This window comes from Yimella lutea, assembly GCF_006715095.1.
GTDB lineage: Bacteria > Actinomycetota > Actinomycetes > Actinomycetales > Dermatophilaceae > Yimella > Yimella lutea.
This window is the reverse complement of the sequence record NZ_VFMO01000001.1, coordinates 3,380,215-3,405,991: the sequence shown is the minus strand read 5'-3', so window position 1 is coordinate 3,405,991 and position 25,777 is coordinate 3,380,215. Positions and strand designations below refer to the sequence as shown.

Annotated in this window: 22 protein-coding genes and 1 pseudogene; 16 read left to right on the top strand and 7 right to left on the bottom strand. The window is 67.2% G+C overall.

What is annotated here, in order from left to right:
- The first annotated feature begins 48 nt into the window (after positions 1-48).
- Together FB459_RS16350 and FB459_RS16345 are read left to right on the top strand one after the other, a co-directional pair.
- Complete coding sequence (locus FB459_RS16350; RefSeq protein ID WP_141929244.1) at positions 49-828, top strand: IclR family transcriptional regulator; 780 nt, start codon at positions 49-51, stop codon at positions 826-828.
- Positions 829-984: 156 nt separating this feature from the next.
- The gene (locus FB459_RS16345) at positions 985-2,445 is read left to right on the top strand and encodes a nucleobase:cation symporter-2 family protein (protein WP_141929243.1); all 1,461 of its coding nucleotides are present in this window, start codon (positions 985-987) and stop codon (positions 2,443-2,445) included.
- Between the two features lie 52 nt (positions 2,446-2,497).
- Here the strand turns inward: FB459_RS16345 and FB459_RS16340 are convergent, their stop codons facing one another.
- Positions 2,498-3,397, bottom strand: a complete 900-nt coding sequence (locus FB459_RS16340; protein ID WP_170221978.1) for a diacylglycerol/lipid kinase family protein — start codon at positions 3,395-3,397, stop codon at positions 2,498-2,500.
- A 156-nt stretch (positions 3,398-3,553) separates the two neighbouring features.
- Here FB459_RS16340 and FB459_RS16335 point away from each other — a divergent pair, with 156 nt between their 5' ends.
- Positions 3,554-4,273 (top strand): L,D-transpeptidase family protein, encoded by a 720-nt coding sequence (locus FB459_RS16335; protein WP_141929241.1) that lies wholly within the window; start codon positions 3,554-3,556, stop codon positions 4,271-4,273.
- Between the two features lie 124 nt (positions 4,274-4,397).
- The gene (locus FB459_RS16330) at positions 4,398-5,114 is read left to right on the top strand and encodes a L,D-transpeptidase family protein (RefSeq protein ID WP_239701091.1); all 717 of its coding nucleotides are present in this window, start codon (positions 4,398-4,400) and stop codon (positions 5,112-5,114) included.
- 56 nt (positions 5,115-5,170) lie between these two features.
- Here the strand turns inward: FB459_RS16330 and FB459_RS16325 are convergent, their stop codons facing one another.
- Positions 5,171-5,872 carry an SDR family oxidoreductase gene (locus FB459_RS16325; protein WP_141929240.1) on the bottom strand — a complete coding sequence of 234 codons (702 nt, stop codon included), beginning with the start codon at positions 5,870-5,872 and terminating at the stop codon, positions 5,171-5,173.
- Positions 5,869-7,995: a DUF6421 family protein gene (locus FB459_RS16320; RefSeq protein ID WP_141929239.1), complete on the bottom strand. Its 2,127-nt coding sequence runs from the start codon at positions 7,993-7,995 to the stop codon at positions 5,869-5,871. The genes FB459_RS16325 and FB459_RS16320 overlap by 4 nt, the downstream gene beginning before the upstream one ends.
- Before the next feature lie 119 nt (positions 7,996-8,114).
- Between FB459_RS16320 and FB459_RS16315 the strand changes: the two genes are divergently transcribed.
- From FB459_RS16315 to FB459_RS16290, 6 genes are all read left to right on the top strand, one after another.
- Positions 8,115-9,263 (top strand): acyl-CoA dehydrogenase family protein, encoded by a 1,149-nt coding sequence (locus FB459_RS16315; RefSeq protein ID WP_141929238.1) that lies wholly within the window; start codon positions 8,115-8,117, stop codon positions 9,261-9,263.
- 26 nt (positions 9,264-9,289) lie between these two features.
- Positions 9,290-10,054: an SDR family NAD(P)-dependent oxidoreductase gene (locus FB459_RS16310; RefSeq protein ID WP_141929237.1), complete on the top strand. Its 765-nt coding sequence runs from the start codon at positions 9,290-9,292 to the stop codon at positions 10,052-10,054.
- A 317-nt stretch (positions 10,055-10,371) separates the two neighbouring features.
- On the top strand, positions 10,372-11,427 hold the full coding sequence (locus FB459_RS16305) for a threonine aldolase family protein (RefSeq protein WP_141929236.1): 1,056 nt from the start codon (positions 10,372-10,374) through the stop codon (positions 11,425-11,427).
- Between the two features lie 111 nt (positions 11,428-11,538).
- Positions 11,539-12,291, top strand: a complete 753-nt coding sequence (locus FB459_RS16300) for a polysaccharide deacetylase family protein (RefSeq protein ID WP_170221977.1) — start codon at positions 11,539-11,541, stop codon at positions 12,289-12,291.
- Between the two features lie 42 nt (positions 12,292-12,333).
- Entirely contained in the window at positions 12,334-12,819 is a 486-nt protein-coding gene (locus FB459_RS16295; protein WP_141929234.1) for a hypothetical protein, read from the top strand.
- Entirely contained in the window at positions 12,816-13,643 is an 828-nt protein-coding gene (locus tag FB459_RS16290) for an HTTM domain-containing protein (protein WP_141929233.1), read from the top strand. Before FB459_RS16295 ends, FB459_RS16290 begins: the two co-directional genes overlap by 4 nt.
- Here FB459_RS16290 and FB459_RS16285 read toward each other — a convergent pair.
- The 4 genes from FB459_RS16285 to FB459_RS16270 form a co-directional block, all read right to left on the bottom strand.
- Entirely contained in the window at positions 13,633-16,185 is a 2,553-nt protein-coding gene (locus FB459_RS16285; RefSeq protein ID WP_246092500.1) for a multicopper oxidase domain-containing protein, read from the bottom strand. The genes FB459_RS16290 and FB459_RS16285 overlap by 11 nt on opposite strands.
- 64 nt (positions 16,186-16,249) lie before the next feature.
- Entirely contained in the window at positions 16,250-16,690 is a 441-nt protein-coding gene (locus FB459_RS16280) for a hemerythrin domain-containing protein (protein ID WP_129624565.1), read from the bottom strand.
- Between the two features lie 63 nt (positions 16,691-16,753).
- Positions 16,754-17,533 (bottom strand): SGNH/GDSL hydrolase family protein, encoded by a 780-nt coding sequence (locus FB459_RS16275; RefSeq protein ID WP_246092499.1) that lies wholly within the window; start codon positions 17,531-17,533, stop codon positions 16,754-16,756.
- Positions 17,530-18,204 (bottom strand): uracil-DNA glycosylase, encoded by a 675-nt coding sequence (locus FB459_RS16270; protein WP_129624564.1) that lies wholly within the window; start codon positions 18,202-18,204, stop codon positions 17,530-17,532. Before FB459_RS16270 ends, FB459_RS16275 begins: the two co-directional genes overlap by 4 nt.
- 66 nt (positions 18,205-18,270) lie before the next feature.
- On the opposite strand from FB459_RS16270, the gene htpX reads away from it, so the two are divergent.
- From htpX to FB459_RS16245, 6 genes and pseudogenes are all read left to right on the top strand, one after another.
- Positions 18,271-19,134, top strand: coding sequence for a zinc metalloprotease HtpX (gene htpX / locus FB459_RS16265; RefSeq protein WP_141929231.1), 864 nt, complete (start codon positions 18,271-18,273; stop codon positions 19,132-19,134).
- Positions 19,135-19,298: 164 nt separating this feature from the next.
- Positions 19,299-21,542 (top strand): bifunctional metallophosphatase/5'-nucleotidase, encoded by a 2,244-nt coding sequence (locus FB459_RS16260; RefSeq protein ID WP_141929230.1) that lies wholly within the window; start codon positions 19,299-19,301, stop codon positions 21,540-21,542.
- Positions 21,543-21,613: 71 nt separating this feature from the next.
- Positions 21,614-22,126, top strand: a pseudogene (locus FB459_RS18290) (TrmH family RNA methyltransferase); the annotation flags it as partial.
- 85 nt (positions 22,127-22,211) lie between these two features.
- Positions 22,212-22,478: a TrmH family RNA methyltransferase gene (locus FB459_RS17960; RefSeq protein ID WP_281279579.1), complete on the top strand. Its 267-nt coding sequence runs from the start codon at positions 22,212-22,214 to the stop codon at positions 22,476-22,478.
- A gap of 34 nt (positions 22,479-22,512) precedes the next feature.
- Positions 22,513-24,996 (top strand): aminopeptidase N, encoded by a 2,484-nt coding sequence (gene pepN / locus FB459_RS16250; RefSeq protein ID WP_141929229.1) that lies wholly within the window; start codon positions 22,513-22,515, stop codon positions 24,994-24,996.
- A complete protein-coding gene (locus FB459_RS16245) occupies positions 24,993-25,748 on the top strand; it encodes a serine hydrolase (protein ID WP_141929228.1) in 756 nt (251 codons plus the stop codon). The genes pepN and FB459_RS16245 overlap by 4 nt, the downstream gene beginning before the upstream one ends.
- Positions 25,749-25,777: the final 29 nt, after the last annotated feature.

Here is a 25,777-nt window from a genome sequence, read left to right as displayed (position 1 = left end):
GCGGAATATCCATGGCTGACCTCTATATCTCACGAGAAGGTGGCATCGATGTCCACGAAGGTGACTCCGAAGTCGAAGACGGGTGGCGTGCAATCGGTCGAGCGCGCTCTGGAGATCGTCGAGCTGGTCGGGGCGGCGGGTGGTTCGATGGCGCTGGTCGAACTCGCCGAGGCGTCCGGACTGCCGATGCCGACGATTCACCGCCTCGTGCGAACCCTCGTCGGCCGCTCCTACCTGCGGCAGCTACCGAACCGGCGTTACGCCCTCGGCGCTCGATTGATCCCGCTCGGCAACTCCGCGCTGGAGGTGTTCGGCGCCGGGTGCGCACCCCATCTGCGCAGCATCGTCGAGGCTCTCGGTGAGACCGTCAGCCTGGCGACCCTCGACGGAGACATGCTGGTGTATGTCGGCCAGGTGCCCTCGCCGCGCGCCATGCGGATGTTCACCGAGCTCGGCAAGCACGTCCACCCGCACTGTAGGGCAGGAGGCAAGGCGCTGCTGGCCGGAATGCCGGACGACGACGTGCGAGAACTGTTGTCGCGCACCGGAATGCCCGCGCACACCCCGAACACCATGACGGACCCCGACACGCTCATCGCCGAACTCGCCGAGATCCGTCGTACCGGCCGGGCGTTCGAGATCGAGGAGATGGAGATCGGCGTTCAGTGCGTCGCCGTCCCGGTGCCCTCGGACGAGGTGCAGCTGGCGCTGTCGATGTCGGCGCCGTCGGCCCGGATGAGCGACGAGGTGCGCGAGCGCGCCGTCCGGCTGATGCGTACGGCGGCCGTCGAGGTCGCGCACGACCTGGCGCGTCAAGCGTCCGCGTGAGGATCATCGGCACATCTCGCGGGTATATCCCGACCCGCATCGTGGAAGCCTCTTGACGTTCACCCGGGCACCCTCCATTGTTCAACATACGAAATGTGAGTTCCGTCATACGGAACCGGGCAGCGGCGGTCACGCCGGGTGAAGGGAAGTACGCGCATGAGTGAAGCCGTGGCGACGGACGGGCGTCATCCCGTCGACACGCCGATGGCCCCGGGGCCGTCGCTGTTGTTCGGTCTGCAACACGTCCTGTCGATGTACGCCGGCGTCGTCGCCGTGCCGATCATCATCGGCGGAGCGCTGAAGCTTCCGCCGGGCGACCAGTTCTACCTCGTGTCCGCCGCGCTGTTCATGGCCGGTGTCGCGACGTTGGTGCAGACGATCGGCTTCTGGAAGTTCGGTGCACGTCAGCCGATCGTCCAGGGCACCTCGTTCGTCGCGGTCTCGAGCATGCTTGCGATCGCCGGCAAGAACCAGGGGCACGAGGGTCTGCAGATCATCTACGGCGCGCTGATCATCTCCGGCCTCGTCGGCCTGGTGCTCGCCCCGGTCTTCACCCAACTGCTGCGCTTCTTCCCCGAAGTGGTCACCGGGACCGTGATCACGATGATCGGTCTGTCGCTCATCCCGGTGGGTGTCGGTTGGGCTGCCGGCGGTGTCGGCAGCGAGAGCTTCGGCCAGCCGAAGAACTACGCACTCGCATTCATCACGCTGTTGATCGTCGTGCTGATCTACCGCTTCCTGCCCGGCTTCTTCGGCCGCATCGCGATCATCCTCGGCCTGACGCTCGGCACGCTCGTCGCCATCCCCATGGGCATGGCGGACTTCTCCACCATCGGCGACGCGAAGACCTTTCAGGTGCCGATGCCCTTCCACTTCGGGACGCCGCAGTTCGAGACGAGCGCGATCATCTCCCTGGTCATCTGCATGCTCGTGATCATGGTCGAGGCGACCGCCGACATCCTCGCCCTCGGTGAGATCACCGGAAAGCCGGCCGACCGCGAGACCGTCGCGAACGGTCTGCGTGCCGACACCGGCTCGACCGCCCTGGCCGCCGTCTTCAACGGCTTCTCGCTCAGCGCCTTCGCGCAGAACGTCGGTCTGGTCGCGATCACCGGCATCCGCAGCCGCTACGTCGTCGCCTACGGCGGTGGAATCCTGATCCTGCTCGGCCTGCTGCCCAAGCTCGGCGCAGCGATCGCGGCGGTTCCCATGCCGGTGCTCGGTGGTGCTGGTCTGGTGCTGTTCGGCACCGTGGCCGCGTCCGGTATCCGCACGCTGAAGGAGGTCGACTTCAGCGGTAACGCCAACATCGTGATCGTGGCGACCTCGCTCGCCTTCGGCATGCTGCCGATCGTGCAGCGTGGAGCGTACGAGCACTTCCCGAGCTGGTTCCGCACGATCTTCGACTCGGGCATCACGTCAGCAGCGATCTGCGCGATCCTGATGAACATCCTGTTCAACATCATCGGACGCAAGGAGCAGGAGGAGGGCCCTGTCTTCTCCTACGGCCCGGGGATCGGCACGATCACCGACGAGGACGAGGCGCGCCTGTACCGCTCGCACGGGCACAACGAGAAGCCGCTCACCAAAGACAACGGCATCAACTCGGGTCACTGACCCGGCTGTGGCGAAGGTCTGCACGGACACGGTCCGTGCAGACCTTCGCCGTTCAGTGGAACAAGCGCAGCGCGCCCGCACGCACCTCGACCGTCACCGGGGTTCGGGTGTGCGGGTCACCGTCGGCGAACAGCACCAATGGCCGGCCGGCGGCGTCCGTCGCGGTCAGTTCGATCCTCGTCGCCCGCCACCGGTCGACATACGGCAACCGGACATGTTGGCCGCCGCGTTCCAGCAGCGCGGACGCCGCCAGCTGATCGAACCGACGTCCACGCGAGACAAGGACGTCGAGCAGGCCGTCGGTGAGATCGCCGCCGGGCGTTGCGGCCAGGCCGCCTCCGTGGCGTCCGGAATTTCCGATGTGCACGTTCCAGCCCTCGAACGATTCCTCTCGCGCGCCGTCCGGACCGTCGGTTCGCACTGCGAATCGAAAAGGCTTGACGGTCAGCGCAGTTCGAACGCCGGCCGCGGTGTACACGACCGGCCCGCGGATCCGTCGTAACCGGTTCGCGCGCTCGTTGGTGAGTGCGTCGAAACCTGCGGTCGCGGTGCCTACGAACACTCGCTCACCGGCGATCCCCACGTCGATCCGGTGCTCGGTGGCCGAGGCAAGGGACCGGGTCACCGCCAGAGTGTCGCGCGGCAGTCCGAGACCGCGGACGAAGTCGTTTCCGCGTCCGGCCGGAAGCGGAGTGAGCAGTGCCCCGGACTGAACGCAACCCTGGGCCACGAAGGAGATCATCCCGTCGCCTCCCAAGGGGAGGACGATGTCGTCCGCAGCCGTTTGAGCCGCGACCTCGGTCGCGTGCTGGGCGCTTGTGGTCCGAACCAAGGTCGGTTCGAAGCCGAGGTCGCGCAGCGTGACCACGACCGTCTCGGCAGAGGCTGCGGCGGTCCCGGCGCCCGCTGCAGGGTTCACCAGCACAGTCGCGCGGCCGGACAGCTCGGTCATCGTGCCGGCCGTGGAATCGCAGGGGTGCTCACGGCGCACGAGCGTAGGGGAGTTCTCCCCATCGACGCATGCGGAAAACAGGCACACCATGAAGCCATCCCGAAAGGGAGGTGGCCTCGGGGGAGGCCGCACAGCACGAATCGAAGGGGAATCATCATGGGAGCACAGATCAGCCGACGCACGGCCGTCCTCGGCATCGGGGGCGTCCTGGGGGCGGCTGCGACGGCACAGGTCGCGCAGTCGTCGGGGGCGTTCGCAGCACCGAGCGCCACGGGGTCGTATCGACCGATGCAGTACGGATCGACCGGGAACGACGTGCGCGCGGTGCAGACCTCGCTCGCAGCGGCAGGTTTCTGGTGCGGTTCGGCCGACGGAAGTTACGGCGCGCTGACCCAGCAGGCCGTCATGGCTCTGCAGAAGGCGTATGGAGCCCGCCGCACCGGACGGGTCGACTACTGGACGTGGACGAAGGTGCATCTGCGCCGGCGCACCTACAGCCGGTATCGCCACGACGGCATCGAGATCGACAAGACGCGTCAGCTGCTGCTGGTCGTCCGCGGCGCAGCGGTGCACTCGGTGTTCAACACCAGCACCGGCAACGGCGAATGGTTCTCCTACCAAGGGCGGTGGGTCCGCGCGACGACACCGTCGGGAACCTTCTCGATCTTCCGTGGCGGAAGCAACGGGTGGGACTACGGCGCCCTCGGCGGACTCTACCGGCCGCGCTACTTCAACGGCGGGATCGCGATCCACGGCTCGCCCAGCATTCCCGGGTACGCCGCGTCGCACGGCTGCTGCCGGCTCACCACGCGAGCCCAGGACCATCTGCTCGCCACCGGACGGTTGGCCATCGGGACGAAGGTGCGGGTGTACTGATCGACACTTGGTCACGATCTCGCCACAAGTTGGCGCGGGGCGGTGTGCACGGGGCAAGATGGGTCGTGACACCGCCTTGCGCCGCGTGTCCATCCGACAAATTCCACTTCTGCAAGGGACAGCCGTGACCATCGACCTGAGCCGACGCTCCCTCATTCTCGGAGCCGGAGGCGGCCTCCTCGCGGGCGGCGCCTCGCTGGCGACGACCGAATCCGCAGAAGCGTCGACCATCATCATGAAGATCGGGTCGACTGGTGCTCGTGTCCTTCACTACCAGCGAGTGCTGACGGCCTCGGGCTATTGGCTCGGCACCCCCGACGGTAGCTTCGGACTCCTGACCCAGCAGGCGACGTACGCGCTGCAGAAGGCCCACGGACGAGCCCGCACCGGTTACGTCGATCAGGCCCTGTGGGACAGCGGTCTGCCGAAAGTACGTGCAACCAGCCGGCTCAAGCTGGACGGCATCGAGGTCGACCTCGCCAAGCAGTTGTTGATGGTCGTTCGGGGTGGGGTCGTCCAGGTCGCCCTCAACACCAGCACCGGCAACGGCGAACGCTTCCGGTACTACAACGGTTGGGCAACGGCGATCACCCCCAAGGGCACCTTCCGTGTCTTCCGTAAGTCGACGACGGAGACCAGCACCAACAGCTGGGTCACCGGGCCCCTCGGGTCCATGTACAAGCCGCGCTTCTTCACCTCCAGTGGCGTTGCGATCCACGGCTCCACCAGTATTCCGCCGTACCCGGCATCGCACGGCTGCTGCCGTTTGAGCACCGCCGCTCAGGACCACCTGCTGGGCTCGGGGTACCTCGGCATCGGCACCGACGTCCGTATCTATTGACCTTCCTGACCACGCAGGGCGAACCCGGATCGGGTTCGCCCTGCGTGGTTTCGGCGTCAGGTCGTGAGGTCGAGGATGCGGCCGTTGAGTGTCCTGGCCGGTTCGTCCCACAACGCCAACAGGGCATCGGCCACGTCACTCGTCGGCGTGAAGCCCGCGAACCTCGCGTCCGGCTTCGCCTCCCGCATCTGCGCGGTGAGCAACGCCATCACCCGAACCGCGACGGCCGCGGCGCAAGAACCGTCGAACGAGTCGGCCACCGCGCCGGTCCATGCCTCCGCGGCTGCCTTTGCGGCAACGTAGGCCGCGTTCTTCGCCGTCGGATTCGCGACACCGGTCGAGGAGATGATCGCCAGACGTCCGTCCGGTGAATCGAGCAGCGCGTCGTGCAGGGCACGGGAGGCGTGCTGGAGTGTGCGAATCAGGTTGTCGTTCAGGAAATCCCAGTCCGTGAGGTCAGCATCGACGATGCCTCTGCCGCCCTTCCATCCGCCCACGAGGTGCAGCAGGCCGTCGATACGGCCATACTCGGTCACGAGCTCGTGACCCCACGCGAGCGTTGCCGGTTCGTCGATCAGATCGATGGCGGTTGGCACGAAACGTGCCCCGAGTTCCTCGCGGATCTTCATGAGCGAGCCGCTCTCACGGCCGGCACCGATCACCGTGGCACCGGCGTCGATCAACCGGCGGCTGGTTTCCCGACCCAGCGCACCGGACGCACCGGTCACGACGACGACCGCGCCCTTCGGCAGGCTCATGCGACGACCGGTGTGCTCGAGGCATCGGTTGCCGCGGTGATGCCGCGGGTCGACTCGATGACACCCGACAGCTTCTTGCGCAGCGCCTCGTAGAACACGTTGAGCGGGAACTCGTCGGGCTGCACCAGGTCGACCAAGGCCTTCACCGGACCGTCAAGCGGAAGTTCCTGGGCTCCCTTCGCCCAGGCGGACGCCGGGTGCGGCGCCACGTATCGGGTCACGAACTCGTACGACGCGAGCCAATGGCCCACGCGGGAACGATCGATCCCGCTGCGGTACAACGTCTCCACCTCCTCACAGAGCGCGACGACGACGTCGGGGACACGACGCCAGTCGAAGGAGAGCTTGTTGTCGGTCCAGCGCAGGGCGTCGTGCTTGTGCAGGTAGGCGAACATCAGCTGTCCGCCGAGGCCGTCGTAGTTGCGCACCCTGTCGCCGGTGATCGGGAAGCGGAACAGCCGGTCGAACAGGATGGCCAACTGCACCGACTTGGCGTACGGCTGCCCCTCGGCCTCGAGCTTGACGGCCTCACGGAAGGTCGCCAGGTCGCAGCGCAGTTCCTCAAGCGCGTACATCCAGAACGGCATCCGCTGCTTGATCATGAACGGATCGAACGGAAGATCACCGTGGCTGTGCGTGCGGTCGTGGATGAGGTCCCACATCGCGAACGTCGACTGCGCGAGTTCCTGGGAGGCGAGCAGGCGCTCGCCGTCCGGTGGCAACTGCAGGTGCAGCAGGTCGGACGCCGCTTCGACGACGCGGCGGAAGCGGGCACCCTCGCGGTCGCAGAAGATCGCGCCCCAGTGGAACTTCGGTACCTCGCGGACCGCGACCGTCTCGGGGAAGAGGACCGCGCAGTTGGTGTCGTATCCGGGGGTGAAGTCGAGGAAGTTCACCGGTACGAACGCCGAGTTCACGTACTCGCGCTCCACATCGGCCAGCCACTCCGGCCACGGGACGGTCACCAGGAGCGCCTCGAAGACCCGGTTCGGGTTGCCGTTCTGCGTGTACATCGGGAACAGCACGAGGTGCTCGATGCCGTCGAGGCGGTGCTGATCCGGGCGGAACAGTACGAGCGAATCCAGGAAGTCCGGTACTCCGAACCCGCCGTCGACCCACCTGCGGAAGTCGGCCGGAAGTGCCGCAAGGTACTCGTGCTCGTGCCGGAACAGCGTTGCGAGAGAGTTGATCTCGGTGACGATCTTCTCGACCAGTTCGCGGGCTCGCTCATGCGAGTGTGCCGTGCCGTCGATCGAACCGTCCTTGCTCTGCATCTCACGCAGTTCGAGCACGGCAGCTTTCAGGCGCTTCCATTCGGGCAGGTTCGCGGTCTGCGACCCGTTCACTTCCCGCGGGGCCGCCCGTCGTCCGGCGGACGCCCAGGTGGCGATGTTCGTCCAGAAGCGGGAGTGGTCCAGTTCTTCGATGGAGTCGTCACCGACGAGGTCGGAGTCTGCGAGGGCGACGACGCGTCCGGCACCGAACGGCGTTGCCACTGCGAGCGGACGACCGGCGGGGTGCGCGGTCGCGCTCGACGAGGCGAGCACCTGCGCCTGGGGGCAGTCACTGATGTCGATGACGCCGGCACGGTAGAAGCAGAGCTCGTCGACACCGGCGAGGACTCCCTGGCCGTGGCCGCTCGGAATCTCACCCAACACCCAGGTGGCATTGCGGTGGTGGCGGCGTCCGCCGTCGGCCGACTCGTGAACCAGCGTGCTTTCGACGCGAAGTCCGAATCGGGCGAGGAGCTCGTTGAGGTTGTTGCCGTAGGTGTCCTGTTCACACTCGGCGAACACGATGAGTCCGCCACCCGCCTCCACGTACTGGACGACGGCATCGATCTCATCCGGTTCGAGCACCGGTGGGAGGTCGCCCATCACGCGCTCTGCACGCGCCTCGGCCGGATGGTCGATGACCAACACGTCGGCGTCCGACAAGGCGTCCGGGGTGAACCTGGAGGTGAGTCCGGCGACCTCGAAGCCGCGTGCCTCCAACGCGCTCACCGCGATCGACAGGCTGGCGTCGGCCGGATTGGCGGGGTTCATCGTCGCCGCGACGGAGCGGTCGAGCGACCACGCACTGCTATGGGCCTGGTCGATCAGGACCTTTGGGAAAACACGCATTGAGGTCACCTCCATACAAAACTTTCGGTCTGATCCAGCCTAGACCGTAAATATTGCAGTCGTCGAGGCGGCAGGTGGTCCCCGTCACACCGTGTGCGGTGGTCAGTAGCCTTGCCGTCATGCCCGTTGAACGCCTGCTGCCGACCGATGAGGCGACAGATCTGCTCGACCTCACCCGCGAACTCGCCGATGGGGAGGTCCTGCCACGTGCATCAGGGGACGAGGCGACGGCCACCCCGCCGCGGGACGTGTTCCGTGTGCTCGGCCGCGCCGGGCTGTTGTCGTTGCCCTACCCGGAGGAGTTCGGCGGCGCCGACCAGCCGTACGAGGTCTACCTGCAGGTGGTCGAGGAGATCGCACAGCGTTGGATGGCGGTGGCTGTCGGCGTCAGCGTGCACTGCCTCACCGCGTACCCGGTGGCCGAGTTCGGCACTCGCGAACAACAGGAGGCCCTCCTGCCGGGGATGCTCGGCGGGGAACAACTTGGCGCCTACGGCCTGTCGGAGCGGGAGTTCGGCTCCGACATCGCGCACATGCGCACACGTGCCGTCCAGGAGGGTGAGGACTGGCGGATCAAGGGAACCAAGGCGTGGATCTCCCATGCTGCTCACGCCGACTACTACACGACGTTCGCACGCACGGACGACACCGCGGGCAAGGGTCTGTCCTGCTTCGTCGTGCCCGCCGATGCCGACGGACTGAGCTTCGGTGCACCGGAGAAGAAGATGGGTCTGCACGGTGACCCGGTGGCGGAGGTCGTCTACGACGACGTGCCGGTCGGTGCTGACGCGCTGATCGGTGAGCGTGGTCAGGGGATGGCAATCGCGCTCAGCGCACTGGATGCCGGTCGTCTCGGAATCGCCGCGGCAGCAACGGGATTGGCACAGTCGGCGCTCGACCACTCCGTGGCGTACGCGAAGGAGCGTCAGCAGTTCGGCCGCGCGATCGCCGACAACCAGGGGTTGGCGTTCATGCTGGCCGACATGGACGCCGCGGTCGGTGCGGCCCGCGCGACCTACCTGCACGCCGCGCGCCTGAAGGACGCCGGCCGCCCGTTCGGCAAGGCGGCCGCGGTGGCGAAGCTGGTCGCCACGGACGCCGCCATGAAGGTGACGACCGACGCCGTCCAGGTGCTCGGCGGCGCCGGCTACACCCAGGACTTCCCGGTTGAGCGGTTCTTCCGTGAGGCCAAGGTGACCCAGATCTTCGAGGGCACCAACCAGATCCAGCGCCTGGTGATCTCGCGTCACCTGCTCGCTTCCCTGTGAATTCGATTTCGAGACAAGGACTTCCCATGAAGATCACCGACACGACCGTTGCCTTGATCACCGGTGGTGGCTCCGGCCTCGGCGAAGCGACCGCGCGCCGTCTGAACGCCGAGGGCGCCGCTGTGGTCCTGGCCGACCTGGCGTCGTCAAAGGCGCAGAGCCTGGCCGACGAGTTGGGCGACCGTGTCCGTTTCGTCGCGGCCGATGTGCGTGACGAGGCCCAGGTGCAAACCGCGGTTGACGCAGCCAGGGAACTCGGTGATTTGCGCATCGTGGTCAACTGCGCCGGCGTCGCGACCCCGGGGCGCATCGTGGGCAAGCGCGGCGCGCACGATCTGGAGCAGTTCCGTACCGTTGTCGAGATCAACCTGATCGGCACGTTCAACGTGCTCCGGCTGGCTGCGGCGGCGATGACCGAGAACGAGCCGGTCGAGGGTGACCGTGGAGTGGTTGTCATGACCGCGTCTGTCGCTGCATTCGACGGTCAGGTCGGACAGGCTGCGTACGCCAGCTCCAAGGGCGGCGTCGTCGGTCTCACGCTGACGGCAGCACGAGACCTGGCGGACAGGGGAATCCGAGTCATGACGATCGCCCCGGGCACCTTCGAGACCCCGATGATGGCCGGCCTCCCGAACGACGTGAAGAGCGTCCTCGAGGCTCAGGTGCCACACCCCTCGCGGCTCGGCCGCCCGGAGGAGTACGCGCAGCTCGTCGACTCCATCGTCGCCAACCCGATGCTCAACGGCGAGGTCATCCGCCTCGACGGCGCACTCCGCATGCCCCCCCGCTGACATTCCGTTCGACTGAGAGGCCGTGTCACTCACCGGGTGTCGGCGCGTACGCCTTCGTTCCTCAGGCGTTCGGCTCAACCAGCGATGGCGGCTGGTCTTTTCGCTGGTTGAGCCAGGCGTCCGACGCAGGAGGATGCCTGCGTCGAAACCTCTGGCGCGTGCGAAGTGGCTGGTACGGCCGCCGTCGGCGGAGTGCTTCGTCGAGATGGCCCGGCGTGTACGCGCTGGTTCCTCAGGCGTGCGTTTCAGCGGAGACCGTGAACAGCGGGACCACGGGGGGCCAGAGCCGCACGAGGGAGGCTGAGAGGATTGTGGGCGTGACTGAACTCGATGTGCTGCACGACCCGACCGACCGCGGATTCGCCAGTGACAACTACTCCGGCATCCACCCCGAGGTGCTCGCCGCGATCGTCCGGGCGAACCGTGGACACCAGACCGCGTACGGCGACGACGTCTACACCGCCCGTCTGCAGGAGACCTTCAAAGGGCACTTCGGCGACAAGGCCGAGGCCTACCCGGTCTTCAACGGAACGGGAGCGAATGTCGTGGCGTTGCAGGCGGTCACGCAGCGGTGGGAGTCGGTGATCTGCACCGCGACAGCGCACATCCACGTCGACGAGTGCGCAGCGCCCGAGCGGATGGGCGGACTGAAGCTGATGACCGTGCCGACCCCGGACGGCAAGCTCACCCCCGAACTCATCGACACGGTCGGGGTGCGCAAGGACGACGAGCATCACGCGCAGCCGAAGGTCGTCTCGATCACCCAGTCCACCGAACTCGGCACGGTCTACACGGTCGAGGAGATCGCCCACATCGCCGAGCGCGTCCACGCGAACGGCTGGGTGCTGCATGTCGACGGTTCTCGCCTGTCGAACGCGGCAGCGAGCCTCGCGGTCACCTTCAAGGAGATGATCACCGACACCGGCGTCGACATCGTGTCGTTCGGCGGTACCAAGAACGGACTCATGGTCGGCGAAGCGGTGCTCGTGCTCAACCCCGAGGTCGTCACCGGGATGAAGTACCTGCGCAAGCAGTCGATGCAGTTGGCGTCCAAGATGCGCTTCGTCAGTACTCAACTCGAGGCGCTGCTGACCGACGAGTTGTACCTGCGCAACGCCGGCCACGCCAACGCGATGGCCACCCGGCTGGCTGAAGCGGTACGCGACATCGACGGCGTCATCCTGCCCCGCCCAGTGCAGGCGAACGCGGTCTTCGCGATCCTGCCGAAGTCGGTGTCGCAGAAGCTGATGGAAGACTTCCACTTCTACTTCTGGGACGAGGGTGTCGGGGAAGTGCGGTGGATGTGTTCCTGGGACACCACCGAGCAGGACATTGACGAGTTCGCCGCTGCCATCCGCGCAGCGATGTCCTGACCGGCCGCCCCACCGACCTCCAGCGACGGGCCGCCGCCGGCATTCGCGTGGCGCGATCGTCGCAGCGTCGCCATAATCGTGAACATGGGGGAAACGAGGGGTTCTTTTTCGGTGAGCCGACGGCGGGCGCTACTCATGTCCGGTGGGGTTGCTGCGGCCAGTTTGTCCACCGGCGCGAGCGCAGCCTTCGCCATCGACGAACACGAGCGCACGAACCGTGAGCCGTCGTACCGGCTGTCGCCGCCGTCGCCGCGCACCGGCGAATTCCGGGCGGACGTCGTCTGGCGCAGCTCGAACCCCGGCATCGCGCTCACCTTCGACGACGGTCCCGACCCGCGCTACACACCCGCGATTCTGGACAACCTCGCCGAGAAGAGTTGCAGAGCAACGTTTTTCGTCCTGGTCGATCACGTGAACAAACATCCGGAACTGACCCGTCGCATTGCGCGGGAAGGTCACGAGCTCGCCGTGCACGGCGCCGACCATCGCGACATGGCTCAGTTGACCCCCGATGAACTGGCCGGCTCCATGCAGCGCACCAAGCAGGCGATCACCGAACTCACCGGGTACACGCCGGTGCTCATGCGTCCGCCGTACGGTCGGTTCGACGCGCCGGTGCTGCACGCGGCGACGATGCAGCGGCTGCGGATGGTCCTGTGGTCCGACTACCTGCCCGGACGCCAGTCGGCAGCCGCAGCCGAACGACTCGAAGCCGAACTGTCCGACGGTGCGATCGTGCTCTGCCACGACGGACGCGGCACGGCGACCCAGGAGGTTGTTCTGGCCCTGGAGGACTTCGTACCGAAGTGTGTCGCAAGGGGATTGGCGCTGCGGACGGTCAGTGACCTGCTCGCCGATGCCTGACCTGTCGGTGTCGTCGCGCCCGCTGCTGGCATGCTGACGGACGTGCCCGAGCAGACCGATTCGCCGACCCGAACGGTCGGGTTGTGGGCTCGCGTCGCCGCATTGCTCGTACTGGTGGTCGCCCTCGTCCTTGGCTCCGCAGTCGGCAACGACCGGTGGTGGCCGATCGGCCCGATGGTGATGTTCGCGTTCGGGGTGAACCCGGACGGGCAGGTGCGCTCACTCGGCATCGAGGCCGACACCGTCGACGGACGCAGGGTCGTCGTGCCGTTGGGTGCCGGCGGAATCGGCTTGGAACGAGCCGAGATCGAGGGTCAGGAGACCCGCATCCTCGCCGAGCCCAAGCGCCTGCAGGCCGTCGCGGTCGCGGCGTCCCGGTCGTTGTCGAACCCGCCGGGGTACCGGGTGATCTACCTCGTCGACACGGTCCAACAACTGCGTGGCGGCGCGGCCCACGGCAAGCCGCAGCGGGTGGTGCTGGCCACCTGGCAGGTCGTCGACCCCCACGACCCGAAGGATCTCTCGTGAACTGGGCCTTCCCGCAGGTGCCCACCGAGCGCATCATCTGGATGCGGCGGCTGGTGTATCTCGTGGTGCTGCTCGACATCTTCTGGCTGACGGCGTTCCCGATCGGCCACGGGAACATCCCCGCCGACCTCTACCAGCCGCTGCCCATCCGCGATCTGTTGCACCTGCCGCAACCGAACGCGGTGTATGTCCGCGTACTGCAGATCGTGATCGCGGTCGGGGCCGTCCTCGGCCTGCTCGGGATCAAACCCAAGATCGCCGGATGGGTCGTCGCCTTCGGGATGCTCGACTGGCTCAGCAATGCCTACTCCTACGCCAAGATCAACCACGACCACCTCGCGTTGCTGGTCGCCCTGTTCGTGCTCCCGCTCGCCGCCGGGCGGATCACCGACGCGCGAGATGCGTTGCAGCGCAACGGGTGGACGGTCCGGATGATCCAGATCTCGGTCGCAGCGACCTATTTCCTCGCGGCCGTCGCGAAAGTGAAGGAAGCAGGCTGGGGTTGGGCGAGTTCGGCGGTACTCGTCTGGGCGATCACCCGGCGCGGGTCATTCATCGCCGAGCCGCTCACCAGCGTCCCCCAGGTCACCTATGTCTTCCAGTGGATCTCGCTGATCGCCGAGTTCCTCGCGCCGCTGATGCTCGTGCTGCGCGGTCGTCCGCTGTACGCGTACGTCGGATTCTGGTTCGTCTTCCACGCCAGCACGTTCGCGCTGCTGAGCATCCACTTCATCCCGACGGTGGTCTGCCTGTTCGCCTTCCTGCCCTTGGAACGGCTGCGCCTCGGGCGTCGTTCGGCGCCGGTGGCTGCTGCTACCGGCTGACCCGCAGGATGCCGTGAGCACCGCGTTCGGCGTCCACCATCACGTGTGACACGAATGGGTAGTTGCCGGCCTCCGGCAGCGTGAGTTCGACGAACCCTCCCTGCGCCGCCGCCAGCGCGAGCGACTGCGCACCGCCCGGCCCGCCGTTCAGCAGGTCGTTGCCCTCGAAGTACACCCGGTCGTACTGGCCGCCGACCACATGGAAGGACGTGCCCCGGTTCGGACCCGCATTCAGCACCCAGATCCGGACCCGTTCGCCCACCTTCGCGGTCAACGGCCGGTGGTCGTACTGGCCGGCAATTCCGTTGAAGGTCGCCAGATCCAGCTTCTCGGCGGAGACCGCATCACCGTCGACCTCGGCGACCTTCGATCGGCCGTCGCCATTCACGTACGCCTCCGATTGCACGAGCACGTACTCCCGATCGACCGTCGGCAGGTTCGGCGGGTCGATGATCACCGCACCGTGCATGCCGGCTGCGATGTGCATCGACATGGGCATGGTCGAGCAGTGATACATCCAGATGCCGGCGCGCGTCGCGGTGAACCGGTACACCAGCGACTGACCAGGCGCGATCGTCCGCATGGGCCGGTCCGGTGCCAGCGAGCCCGCGTGGAAGTCGATGGAGTGACCCATCGACCCCTGGTTGACCAAGGTGATCTCGAAGGTGTCACCGATCCTGCCGCGCAGCGTCGGGCCGGGGACGGTGCCGCCGAACGTCCAGCGCTTCTGTTTGATGCCGGGTGCGACCTCCATCTCCTGTTCGACGATCGGCAATCGCAGCCTGTGCACCTTCGTGCTCGGCGCGGGAGGAAGGGAAGCGTCCACGACGGACCTCGGGGCCCGGTCGTCCGGGCGCAACGGTTGCTCCGCATTTGCCGGGACAGGTGAATTGGCCTGAACCGCAGGCTTTCCGGTGACGACGACGTCGAACACCATCCCCATCCGTCGGTGCCCGAGGACGCTGCACCAACCCTGGGTGCTCGCACCGACGACACCGACGTCCAGCGTCTGGCTCTGACCCGGACGCAGCCGGTCGGTGGCCTTGCCGTTCGTGAACGTCAGGTCGTGCGAGTTCTTGGTGTCCCGATTGGTCAGCACGACGACCAGGCGGTCGCCTGCCGGCACCTGCACCGCTTTCGGCATGAAATGCATGTCGTGCGCGGTCACCTGCACCGTGGTCGTCCGGCCGGTCGCAACCACGGACGACGGCGACAGGGCTTGGTCGGGCGTGCCGCCGAGGATCACCGGGTTGAGTGCGATGCCTGCGACGACGGCCACCGCAAGTGCGAGTGCGGCGGACAGCGCCTGGACGATACGCGAGCCGGACAGCGCGGCCGGCGGCTCGGTCGGGGCACCGGTCGCGAGCGCGATCCTGGTGCGGACCATCGACCGAATCGCCCTGAACATCAACGGGATGAATGCAGCGAGGGCAAGCAGGACGACGACCGACAGCACGACACGGACGGCGCTGGGGACCGGCAGCACGCACAGCAGCAACCCACCGTTGATCAGCACCAGCCGCGCGGTCGACCACTTCTCGAACACCGAACGTCCGGCGGCCAGGACGCGAGGTCCGCCGCCGACGACGCTCGGGATCAGGTACGACAGCGCACCGGTGACCAGCTGCAGCGCGAACCCGACGACCACCATCGAGGCGACCCGGCCGTAGGACGCGGAGATCTCGACGAGTGGGTCACGCGCCACCCGCACCAGCAGAGTGACGGCAGCGGCGACGAGCCAGAGCACCCCGGCACCGGTCGACCACGCGGCGAACTCCCGCCGCTGCTTGGCGCCGCGGAAGGCGCGGACCAGCGGTACCGCCCAGGCAACGACGCAGAGCACGTAGCCGAACAGCCCGGCGAGCAGCGTGGGCCGGTTGTCGAGCAACGCGCCGGTGACCGTGGTCGCCAGGAAGATCGCGAAGAAGGGGAGAGCGCGGATCGAGTAGGCCTCCGCTTTCTCATCGATCCGGGTACGCAGGATGGTTGGCCCCAGGGTGACGAGCGTGCCCAGTACGGTGAACCCGAGCCAGCCGAGCACCATCGTCATGGAGTGCGCGACCAGCAGTTCGGCGTGAGTCTGTTCCTCGGGTCCACGGGCCAGCAGCACACCGAGTGTCGCCCCGACCGGGACGCACGCGGCGGCGAGCAGGTAGTAGCGGATCGTGATCCGGAAGCGGCCGGGCAGCGCGGCGCGCAACCGACGTCCGAGCTGCACGGCGTGCCAGCAGACGGCGCCGACGACCAGGCACGCCCCGGCGACGACCAGCCACCACCAGAGGGTGGGGACGCCGATCGTGATCGAGCTGACACCCGCGAAGAGCATGGCCAGGCGCAGCGTCTGGTGCTTGCGCGGATCGATGGACTCCGGCGACTTCAGCAAGGCCTGCGTGAAGTGCGTGCTCCACACCATCGCCGAGTGGGTGACCGCGCCAAGCATCACCAGATGCACCATGAGCCAACGGGATTCGGGGATGAAGCGGTGGTTGACGGCAACGACGAACGCGAGGATCAGCCAGACCACCGACGGGCGATCGCGCATCGCCCAGCGGCCGCGCGACCCCGCGCTGGGGCGTCCTGATGTGACAGACCGTGACGTCATCTCGTCACACCGCGGCCGGCGGCGTCAGCGCGTCGACCTCGTCCCACTCCGGGCCGGCGAACGCGATCGCCGCGGCCGGGAAGAGACCGTTCTCCTCCCGATTGATGTGTTCTCGCAGAGCGATCTCGAACGCGTGCATCTCGTCGTGGGCGCCGGCGCGGATGCGCTTGAGTTGCGCGTCCAGGCTGTCGTGTTCGGCACACAGGTGCTCGATGTGCTCGGTGAAGTCCTCGTCGCGGGCCAGCACGGTGAAGACGCCGGCCTCCTCGGCTTCGGTGTGCGGGAACAGCAGTCCGGCGAGCAGGTCGGCCGAGCGCTCGATGCCGTGGCGGTCGGCGGCTTCGACGGCCCGGCGCAACTCGCCGTTCGCGTTGATGATGGCCACATGTTCATCCATGAACCGGCCGATGATCGTGATCGACTCACACCCGCAATACGTACACATCGTGCTCTCGACGGTACGCCTGCTTCGCCGGTCGACCCAGGGACCAAGGTCCCCGCCGGGGACTCAGTCGAGCGGCGTGATCGTCGGGCGTTTGGGCTGAACCTCGTCGCCGGAGCTGCGCCCCTGCAGGCGCCGCTGCACCCATGGCGCCGCGTACTCCTTGGCCCAGGCGGCGTGACCCGCGATCGACTCGCGACGGCCGAGTGGGGGAGCGGGGTCGAGCGGGACCGCCCAGTCACGTTCACCGGTGTGTTGGCCGAGTGCCCAATACGCCTGTGCGGCAATGCGTTCGTGGCCCAGGCTGGACAGGTGGATGCGGTCGATGCCCCACATGCGGGCGTCGCGTAGGGAACGAAGCCCCCACTGGTCGATCACGTACGCGCCCTGTCGTTGTGCGATGCCCCAGATGTTCGCGTTGTGCGATCCCATGCGTCCGGCCAGACGGCGCAGCACCGCCGCGCCCTTCGGATTGGCCATCGTGCACATCAGGACGTCGGCTCCGGTCGATCGGATGCGTTCGACGGCTGCTTCGAGTTCGTCGGCGATGCGGTCGAGGTCGGCCTTCGGACGCAGGATGTCGTTGCCACCGCCCACGATCGACACGAGGTCGGGTTCGAGTGCAAGCGCCGCCTCCAACTGCGGACCCGCGACGTCGGCGAGCAACCGGCCACGCACGGCGAGGTTGGCGTACCCGAACGGTCGCCCCTTGGGGCGGGCATCGGATGCCAACTGCGCGGCGAGCCGATCGGCCCAACCGACGTAGGCGCCGGGGTCGTCCGGGTGCTCATCGACCATGCCCTCGGTGAAGCTGTCGCCGATCGCGACGTAGCGCTGCCAACTCACGGGAGACTCCAATCGATCGGTTCGGCGCCCTGGCGCTGCAGCAGCTCGTTGCACCGGCTGAACGGTTTCGACCCGAAGAATCCCGATCGGGCCGACAGCGGGGACGGGTGGGCGCTCTCGACGTACGGCACCTCACCCAGATGCGGTGCGAGGTTGCGGGCGTCGCGGCCCCACAGGATCGCGACCAGCGGTCCGCCGCGCTCCACCAGTCCGCTGATCGCGGCGGCGGTCACGGTCTCCCAACCCTTGCCGCGGTGACTCGCGGGCGTGCCCGGTCGCACGGTCAGCACCCGGTTGAGCAGCAGCACCCCGCGCTCGCTCCACGGCGACAGGTCACCGGTCGAGGGCCTGGGCACCCCGAGATCGGACCCCAGCTCGGTGTAGATGTTCATCAGGCTGCGCGGGATCGGGTGGACGTCCGGCGCCACCGAGAACGACAAGCCGACGGCGTGCCCGGGGGTCGGATACGGGTCCTGGCCGACGATCAGTACGCGCACCTCGTCCATCGGCCCGGAGAAAGCACGCAGCACGTTCTCCGACGCCGGAAGGTATCCGCGGCCGGCGGCGAGTTCGGCACGCAGGAACTCCCCGCACGCAGTCAGCGCGTCCGCCGCCGGGGTGAGGCTGGGCACCCAGCTGGGGTGGACGAGTTCGGCCAACGGCTTGGGCATGAGCACAAACCTACGACGGTGAACGCGGTATGGAACACGCGAACCGTCCGCGACGTTCATCCAGATGTGCACAAGCATTACAACGGCCTGAAGACGGCCCTGCTCTTCGGCGCCATCTGGGCGCTGCTGCTGGGTGTCGGATCGCTCATCGGTGGCGGCAAGTTCATCTGGGTGTTCGCGCTGATCGGCGTGGCGACGACGTTCTACGGCTACTGGAACAGCGACAAGCTGGCCCTGCGCGCGATGCAGGCCTACCCGGTGAGCGAGATCCAGGCGCCGCAGATGTACCGCATCGTCCGCGAACTCTCCAACGCCGCAGGCAAGCCGATGCCGCGGTTGTACATCTCTCCCACGCAGGCACCGAACGCGTTCGCGACCGGCCGCAACCCCAAGAATGCAGCGGTCTGCTGCACCGAGGGCATCCTGGAACTGCTGGACGAGCGCGAACTGCGAGCGGTGCTCGGGCATGAACTGATGCACGTCTACAACCGCGACATCCTGACCTCGTCCATCGCGGCGGCGCTCGCCGGAATCGTCACCTCCGTGGCACAGATGATGATGTTCGCGGGCGCGCTGGGTGGCAGCGACGAGAACCGTCCGAACCCCATCGCGATGCTGCTGATGGCCTTCCTCGCGCCGTTCGCGGCGATGATCATCCAGTTCTCGATCAGCCGCACTCGCGAGTACGACGCGGACGAGGACGGCTCCCGACTCACCGGCGACCCGCTCGCGCTTGCGTCCGCGCTCGCGAAGCTGGAACACGGAGTTGCCCGCGCCCCGTTGGCCCCGACCCCGAAGGTCGTCAACGCCAGCCACATGATGATCGCGAACCCGTTCCGGGCGCAGGACGTGTCCCGACTGATGTCGACCCACCCCTCGACCGCCGACCGCATCGCCCGACTGCAGGCGATGGCGCAGCGAGGTCTGTGAGTCGCACGTTCGGGGTGAACTCTCGAAGGACGTTCGTATAACGCTGTGTCACAACAGTCGACGTGGCGGGCGGTGAGGTGCAGACTGGCCCTCGAGCCGAAGTCGGTCCGTGCTGGAGATGGCCGTGCAGCGGCGCATCCCCGAACCGTCAGGGAGCTCCTTCCATGCAGTCAGCCCGCCTGCTCGGTGCTGCCGCGACCGTCGCGCTCGCCGCGTCGTTCGCCGCATCGCCCTCGGCCCTCGCCGCGACGAACGTCGGCGACGGCCCGATCAGCCCGAATCTCACCAAGATCAGCCTGCTCAACACCAACGACTTCCACGGTCACTTCACCAAGGACTTCGCCTGCACCGTCACCACAGCGCAGAACGAACTCGGGGCGACGTTCCTGTCGGCCGGTGACAACGTCGGCGGTACGCCGTTCGCGTCCGCTTCGCAGAACGACGTGCCGGCGATCGACTACCTGAACGCGCTCGACCTGAAGGCGTCGGCCGTCGGAAACCACGAGTTCGACAAGGGCTTCGCCGACCTCACCGGACGCGTCCAGGCGCGTGCGAACTGGACCTACCTCGGAGCGAACGTCTACCGCGCGGGCACCACCACCCCGGCGCTGCCGGCGTACAAGGTGATCGATGTGAACGGCGTGAAGGTGGGCGTCGTCGGCGCGGTCACCTCCGACGTCCCGTCGCTGGTCGCCGGCGACGGCATCAGCGGTCTCACCTTCGGCGACCCGGTCGCTGCCGTGAACCGCACCGCAGCACAGCTCAAGGACGGTGACGCCTCCAACGGTGAGGCGGACGTCGTCGTCGCCGAGTACCACGAGGGCGCCGCCGGGGGCGGGGACGCCACCCTCGCCTCGCAGACTGCGCGGGGTGGAATCTTCGCCAAGATCGTGAACGGGACCGCTGCGAGCGTGGACGCGATCTTCACCGGTCACACCCACCAGATCTACGCCTGGGACGCACCCGCTCCCGGTGGCGGCACGCGCCCGGTCATCCAGACCGACTACTACGCCTCCCACCTCGGTGTGCTGCAACTCGGTTTTGACCCGACCACCAAGAAGGTCACCCAGTACTCCGTGACCAACCGCGAGGTCACCGCGCCCACTGCGGCCTGTGAGGCCGACGCTCGTTACCGGTCCGCCGCCACGATCGTCGACAACGCCAATGCGCGCGCCGATGTCATCGGCAAGCAGCCGGTCGGCAAGATCACCGCCGACATCACCACGGCCCTCAAGCCGGACGGCAGCCGCGACGACCGCTTGCGCGAGTCGACCCTGTCGAACCTCATTGCCCAGTCGTACGTCGACTCGATCAACAAGCCGGGTCGCCCCGGCGGTGTCGAGATCGGTGTGATGAACCCCGGCGGCGTGCGTGCCGACCTGAAGTACGGCACCGACGGCACGGTCACCTATGCCGATGTCGCGGCGATCATGCCGTTCAACAACACGGTGCAGACCATCGAGGTCACCGGCGCGCAGTTCAAGCAGGTGCTGGAGCAGCAGTGGCAGCCCGAGGGCAGTTCGCGTGCGTTCCTCAAGCTCGGACTGAGCAAGAACGCCACCTACACCTACGACCCGAGCGCGGCCGCCGGTTCGCGGATCACCTCGGTCACTGTCGACGGGCAGCCCCTCGACATGGGCAAGACCTACACGGTCGCGTCCAACTCCTTCCTGGTCGGCGGTGGTGACAACTTCACCGCGTTCGAGGCGGCAGACGCGACGCGTAAGGACTCCGGCCTGATCGACCAGTCGCTGTTCGTCGAATGGTTCAAGGACCACAACCCCGCAAGCCCCTCGTTCGCCAAGAACGGTGTGGCCGTCGAAAACCAGCCGAAGGCGGTCACCCAGGGTGAAGAGGTCACGTTCACGGTGTCCGGGCTCGACATGACCAGCGCGGGTGCCCCGACCACGACCGAGGTCGAGGTCTTCCTGGGCACCCAGTCGCTCGGCACTTTCCCGGTGCAGAAGGTGCTGACCACGGCGCCCCCGTTCCCCACGCGTAACGAGACCGCGACGATCACTGTCAAGATCCCGGCCGACGCGATGACCGGAGCACAGCAGCTCTTCGTCAAGGCCGCGCAGACCGGCACGACCGTCACCATGCCGGTCACCGTGGTGGCCGCGGACCAGCCGAGCCCGACGTCGACCCCGACGGCTTCGCCCACCGGCACCGAGTCGCCGACGGCTTCGCCCACCGGCACCGAGTCGCCGACGGCTTCGCCCACCGGCACCCCGACCAGCACGCCGACCAGCACGCCGACCAGCACCGTGACCGGCCCGCCCGTCGTGACCGACGGTGACCAGAGCGGCGGATCGTCATCGAGCAACGGCGGTCTGTTCGCCGGTGCCGGTGCGCTGTTCGCGATGCTCCTCGCCGGAGCCTGGGTGCTCGGACGTCGCCTGAGCTGACTACGCCCGTAGTCCAGGGAACCGGTCGTAACAGCGACCGCTTCCCGAGGACGTCGAAAACGGACGCCGTCGTGGCTCGACCACGGCGGCGTCCGTGCGTCCACAGCGGTTGTGGATACCGTGACCGGGTGAGCGCGCCGACCCGGATCCACACCCGAAATGCGACCTTCCAGCAGTGGCAGGCGTTGCTGACCAACCGCACCAAGCGGCATCGTCAGGCCCAGTTCCTGGTACATGGGGTGCGGCCGATCACGCTCGCGATCGATGGCGGCTGGGAGCTGCTCGCGCTCATCCGCCCGAACGACGGGCACCGATCGAAGTGGGCGGCGCGGGTGTGGGACGAGGCGTCCTGTCAGCGGGTCGAGATGCCCGCCGACATGGTGCGCGAACTTGGCGACCGTGCCGACACCGCACCGGAACTCGTCGCGGTGGTCGCAATGCCGCCGGACGATCTCGACCGACTCCGCGCACCCGATCCGCTGCTCGTCGTGTTCGACCGGCCGACGCAACCAGGCAACATCGGCACCCTGCAACGGTCTATGGACGCCTTCGGTGCGACCGGTCTGATCGTCACCGGGCACGCCACCGACCCGTACGACCCGAAGGCAGTGCGTGCGTCCACGGGTTCGTGCTTCAACATCCCCGACCGTCCGGCTCGATTCGGCCGACGTGGTTCTGAACTGGATTGCCGGACAGTCCGATTCATGGCGAGTGCTGGCCACGGACGAGGGCGGCGAGCAGGATCTGCGCGCGGTCGACCTCACCGGACCGACACTGCTGGTCGTGGGCAACGAGACCCGCGGCATCAGCCACGCTTGGCGCGAGGCGTGCGATCAGGTGGTCAGCATCCCGATGGTCGGAGGCACGAGTTCGTTGAACGCAGCAGTTGCCGGTTCGATCGTGCTGCACGAGGCTCTGAGACAGCGGCAGGCCTGAGAACGAGCATCGGGTCGCCTGGCAGAGTGGGCGTATGGCCATCCTGTTGCAGACCGAAGCGGTCGAACGCGCCCGGCTGATCGCCGGCATCTCCTACACCGTTGACCTCGACCTCACGCTCGGTGACACCGAGTTCGGGTCTCGCACCGTCGTCCGCTTCTCATGCAGCGAACCAGGCGCGTCCACGTTCATCGATCTCAAGGCAGTGTCGGTCGAGTCGATCACGCTGAACGGCAACGATATTCACCCATCCGCGATCTCGGACGGCCGGCTCACCCTCACCCAGCTGCAGCATGCCAACGAACTCTCGGTCACCGCTCGCATGGCCTATACCCGCGACGGTCAGGGTCTGCACCGTGCGGTCGACCCGGCGGACGAGAAGGCGTACGTGTACGGGATGTCGTTCCTGGACGCGGCACCGCAGATCTTTCCCTGCTTCGACCAACCCGACCTGAAGGCCGCCTACGACCTGACGGTCACCGCGCCGCAGGACTGGGTGGTCGCCGGTAACAGCGCCGCGAAGCAGACATCCCCTGGTCGCTGGGAGTTCGAGACGTCCAAGCCTTTGGCGACGTACTTCTTCACGATCTGCGCCGGACCCTACGAGACGGTGCGTGATGAGCACCGCGGCATTCCGCTCGCGTTGCACGCCCGAGCCTCGCTCGGGCAGGACCTGCGTCGTCATGCCCCGCAGATGCTGGATGTGACCAAGCAGGGGCTGGACTACTTCGAGGACCTCTTCGGCATCGACTACCCGTGGGGCGAGTACCACCAGTTCTTCGTGCCCGAGTTCAATGCCGGCGCGATGGAGAACCCCGGCTGCGTGACCTTCCGCGACCAGTACATCTTCCGCGGTTCTGTCGGTCGCGCCGAGATCATGCAACGCAGCAACACGATCCTGCACGAGATGGCACACATGTGGTTCGGCGACCTGGTGAGCATGAAGTGGTGGGACGATCTGTGGCTCAACGAGTCGTTCGCCGAGTACATGGCGCACCGAGCATGCTCCGCAGCAACGGAATTCGACGACGCCTGGGTCGATTTCGGGATCAGTCGCAAGAACTGGGGCTACGCCGCCGACCGTGCGCCGTCTACCCATCCCATCGCCGGCAACGCTGCCGACGACACCGACTCCGCGCTCACCAATTTCGACGGCATCTCCTACGCGAAGGGGTGCTCTGCATTGCGTCAGCTCGCGCTGTATGTCGGTGACGACGCATTCGTCGGGGGAGTGCGCGACTACCTGCGTGATCACTCCTACGGCAACGCGACGCTGGCCGACTTCCTGGACGCGATCAGCGCGCACACCGATGTCGATCTGGACGCGTGGTCCAAGGGTTGGCTCGAGACCGCCGGCACGGACGAGATCGCCGTCGTGGTCGACGGTGACCCGATCGGTGTGGTGGAGGCGGTGCGCACGACGCCCGAAGCGCACCCGGCGGACCGACCGCACATGCTCGACATCGCAGGTTTCTGCGGCGGTAAGGAGGTATGGCGCACACCGGTTTTCACCCTCGGTGCCACGTCAGGAGAGGAGACGCCGTTGACCGGGCTGGAGCGTCCGAAGCTGTTGGTGCCGAACGCCTCCGACCTCACCTGGACGATCCCGGTGTTCGACGACAACACCCTGGCCGCGATGCCGGACGAACTGCCGAAGGTCGAAGACCCGCAGGTGAGGCAGGTCGTCTGGGCCGGCCTGCTCAACGGCATGGCCCTGTCCACCGTCGACCCACAGACCGTGCTGGCGGTGTTCGAGGCGTCGTTCCCGACCGAGGAGAACGAGTCGTTGCGGCACTGGACGGCTCGTCTCGTGCGGCGCAGGCTCGGATACTTCCTGCCGGACGCAGAGAGGCAGGAGGCGACCGAGCGCATCGCGGTTGCAGCGACCGTCGCGCTGGGTGCGGCCGACGCGGAGCGCGTGGTCACTCCTGGTCGTCTGCTGGCAGCGACCTCGAGTGACGAGGGTCTGCTGCGCCGGTGGGTGGCTGCAGAGGACCTACCCGACGCATTCGCGGGCGACCTGGACGTGAGGTGGACCGCACTGACCCGTCTCGCCCAACTCGGCCGCGCGGACGATGCGGCGATCGACGAGTTCGCGGCGCAGGACCGCACGATGGCCGGTGAACAGAATGCGTTGCGGGCCAAGGCTGTTCGCCCGACTCCCGAGGCGAAGGAATGGGCATGGACCCAGTTGGAGTCCAACGCCGCATTGTCGAACTACGAGGCACTCGCGATCGCAGAGACCATCTTCGTCGCGCCGTCGTCAGAACTGGTTCGTCCTCACGTCGAGCGCTACTTCCGCGTGCTGCCGAAGTTGGCCGACCGCCTCGGCGAGTTCGCCTCGCAGAAGATCGCGGCTGCCGCTTTCCCGGTCGGGGTTACCGAGCAGGCGACGTCGGACGCCGCGCAGGAAGCGTTGCGATCCGGGCGCATGACTGCAAACGTCCGACGAGCCATCGTCGACGGCACCGCCGAACTCGACGAGGCACTCGCCTCGCTGCAGCGGTTCGGTCGATGACGTCGAGGACCGAACACACGCTGCTCGTCGTCGACACGGACGGTCGCGAACTGCACCGCGTCGGTGACGTGGATGCGGTGCGTCCGATCGCGTCCGTCGGCAAGCTGCTGCTGCTCGCGCACGTCGCCGCCGAACTGGATGCCGAGCGGTTGGACGGGGCTGAACTGCTCGCCAAGGAATCCGTACTGCGAGTGGAGGACTCAGGCTTGTGGCAGCACCTCGATGCTGCCGCCCTGTCGGTACTGGACTGTTGCCGACTGGTCGCGGTGGTCAGCGACAACCTCGCCACGAACGTCCTGCTGGAGCGGGCGGGGCTCGACCGGGTGCGTGAGTTCGCCACCGGCCTCGACGTCACCCCGTACGAACTGCTCGACTTCATCCGTGACGAGCGTGGGCCGGACACGGCGCCGACCTTCGCCCTCGGCTCGGCTGCGTCGCTGGTCCGGTTCATGGGGTTGGTGCACCACGGTGTGGTGTCGGCGAGGGTGCGTGACTGGATGAAGCTGAACGTCGACCTCAGTCTTTCGGCCGGTGTGCTCGCGCTCGATCCGCTCGCCCACATCGACGACGAACCCGGTCTGCTGAACAAGACGGGTTCGGACGACGGAGTGCGGGTGGACCTCGGCTCGATCACCTCGAACGGACGCACCGTGCACTACTGCGCGATGGCTCACTGGCAGCCGGGGGAGCCGTTCACCCGGCGGATCGCCGGGGAGATGCGCTCGCTGGCGCAGCAGACGCTGCTCGCCTGAAGGACGAACGGCGGCCCCGCCGAAGCGGG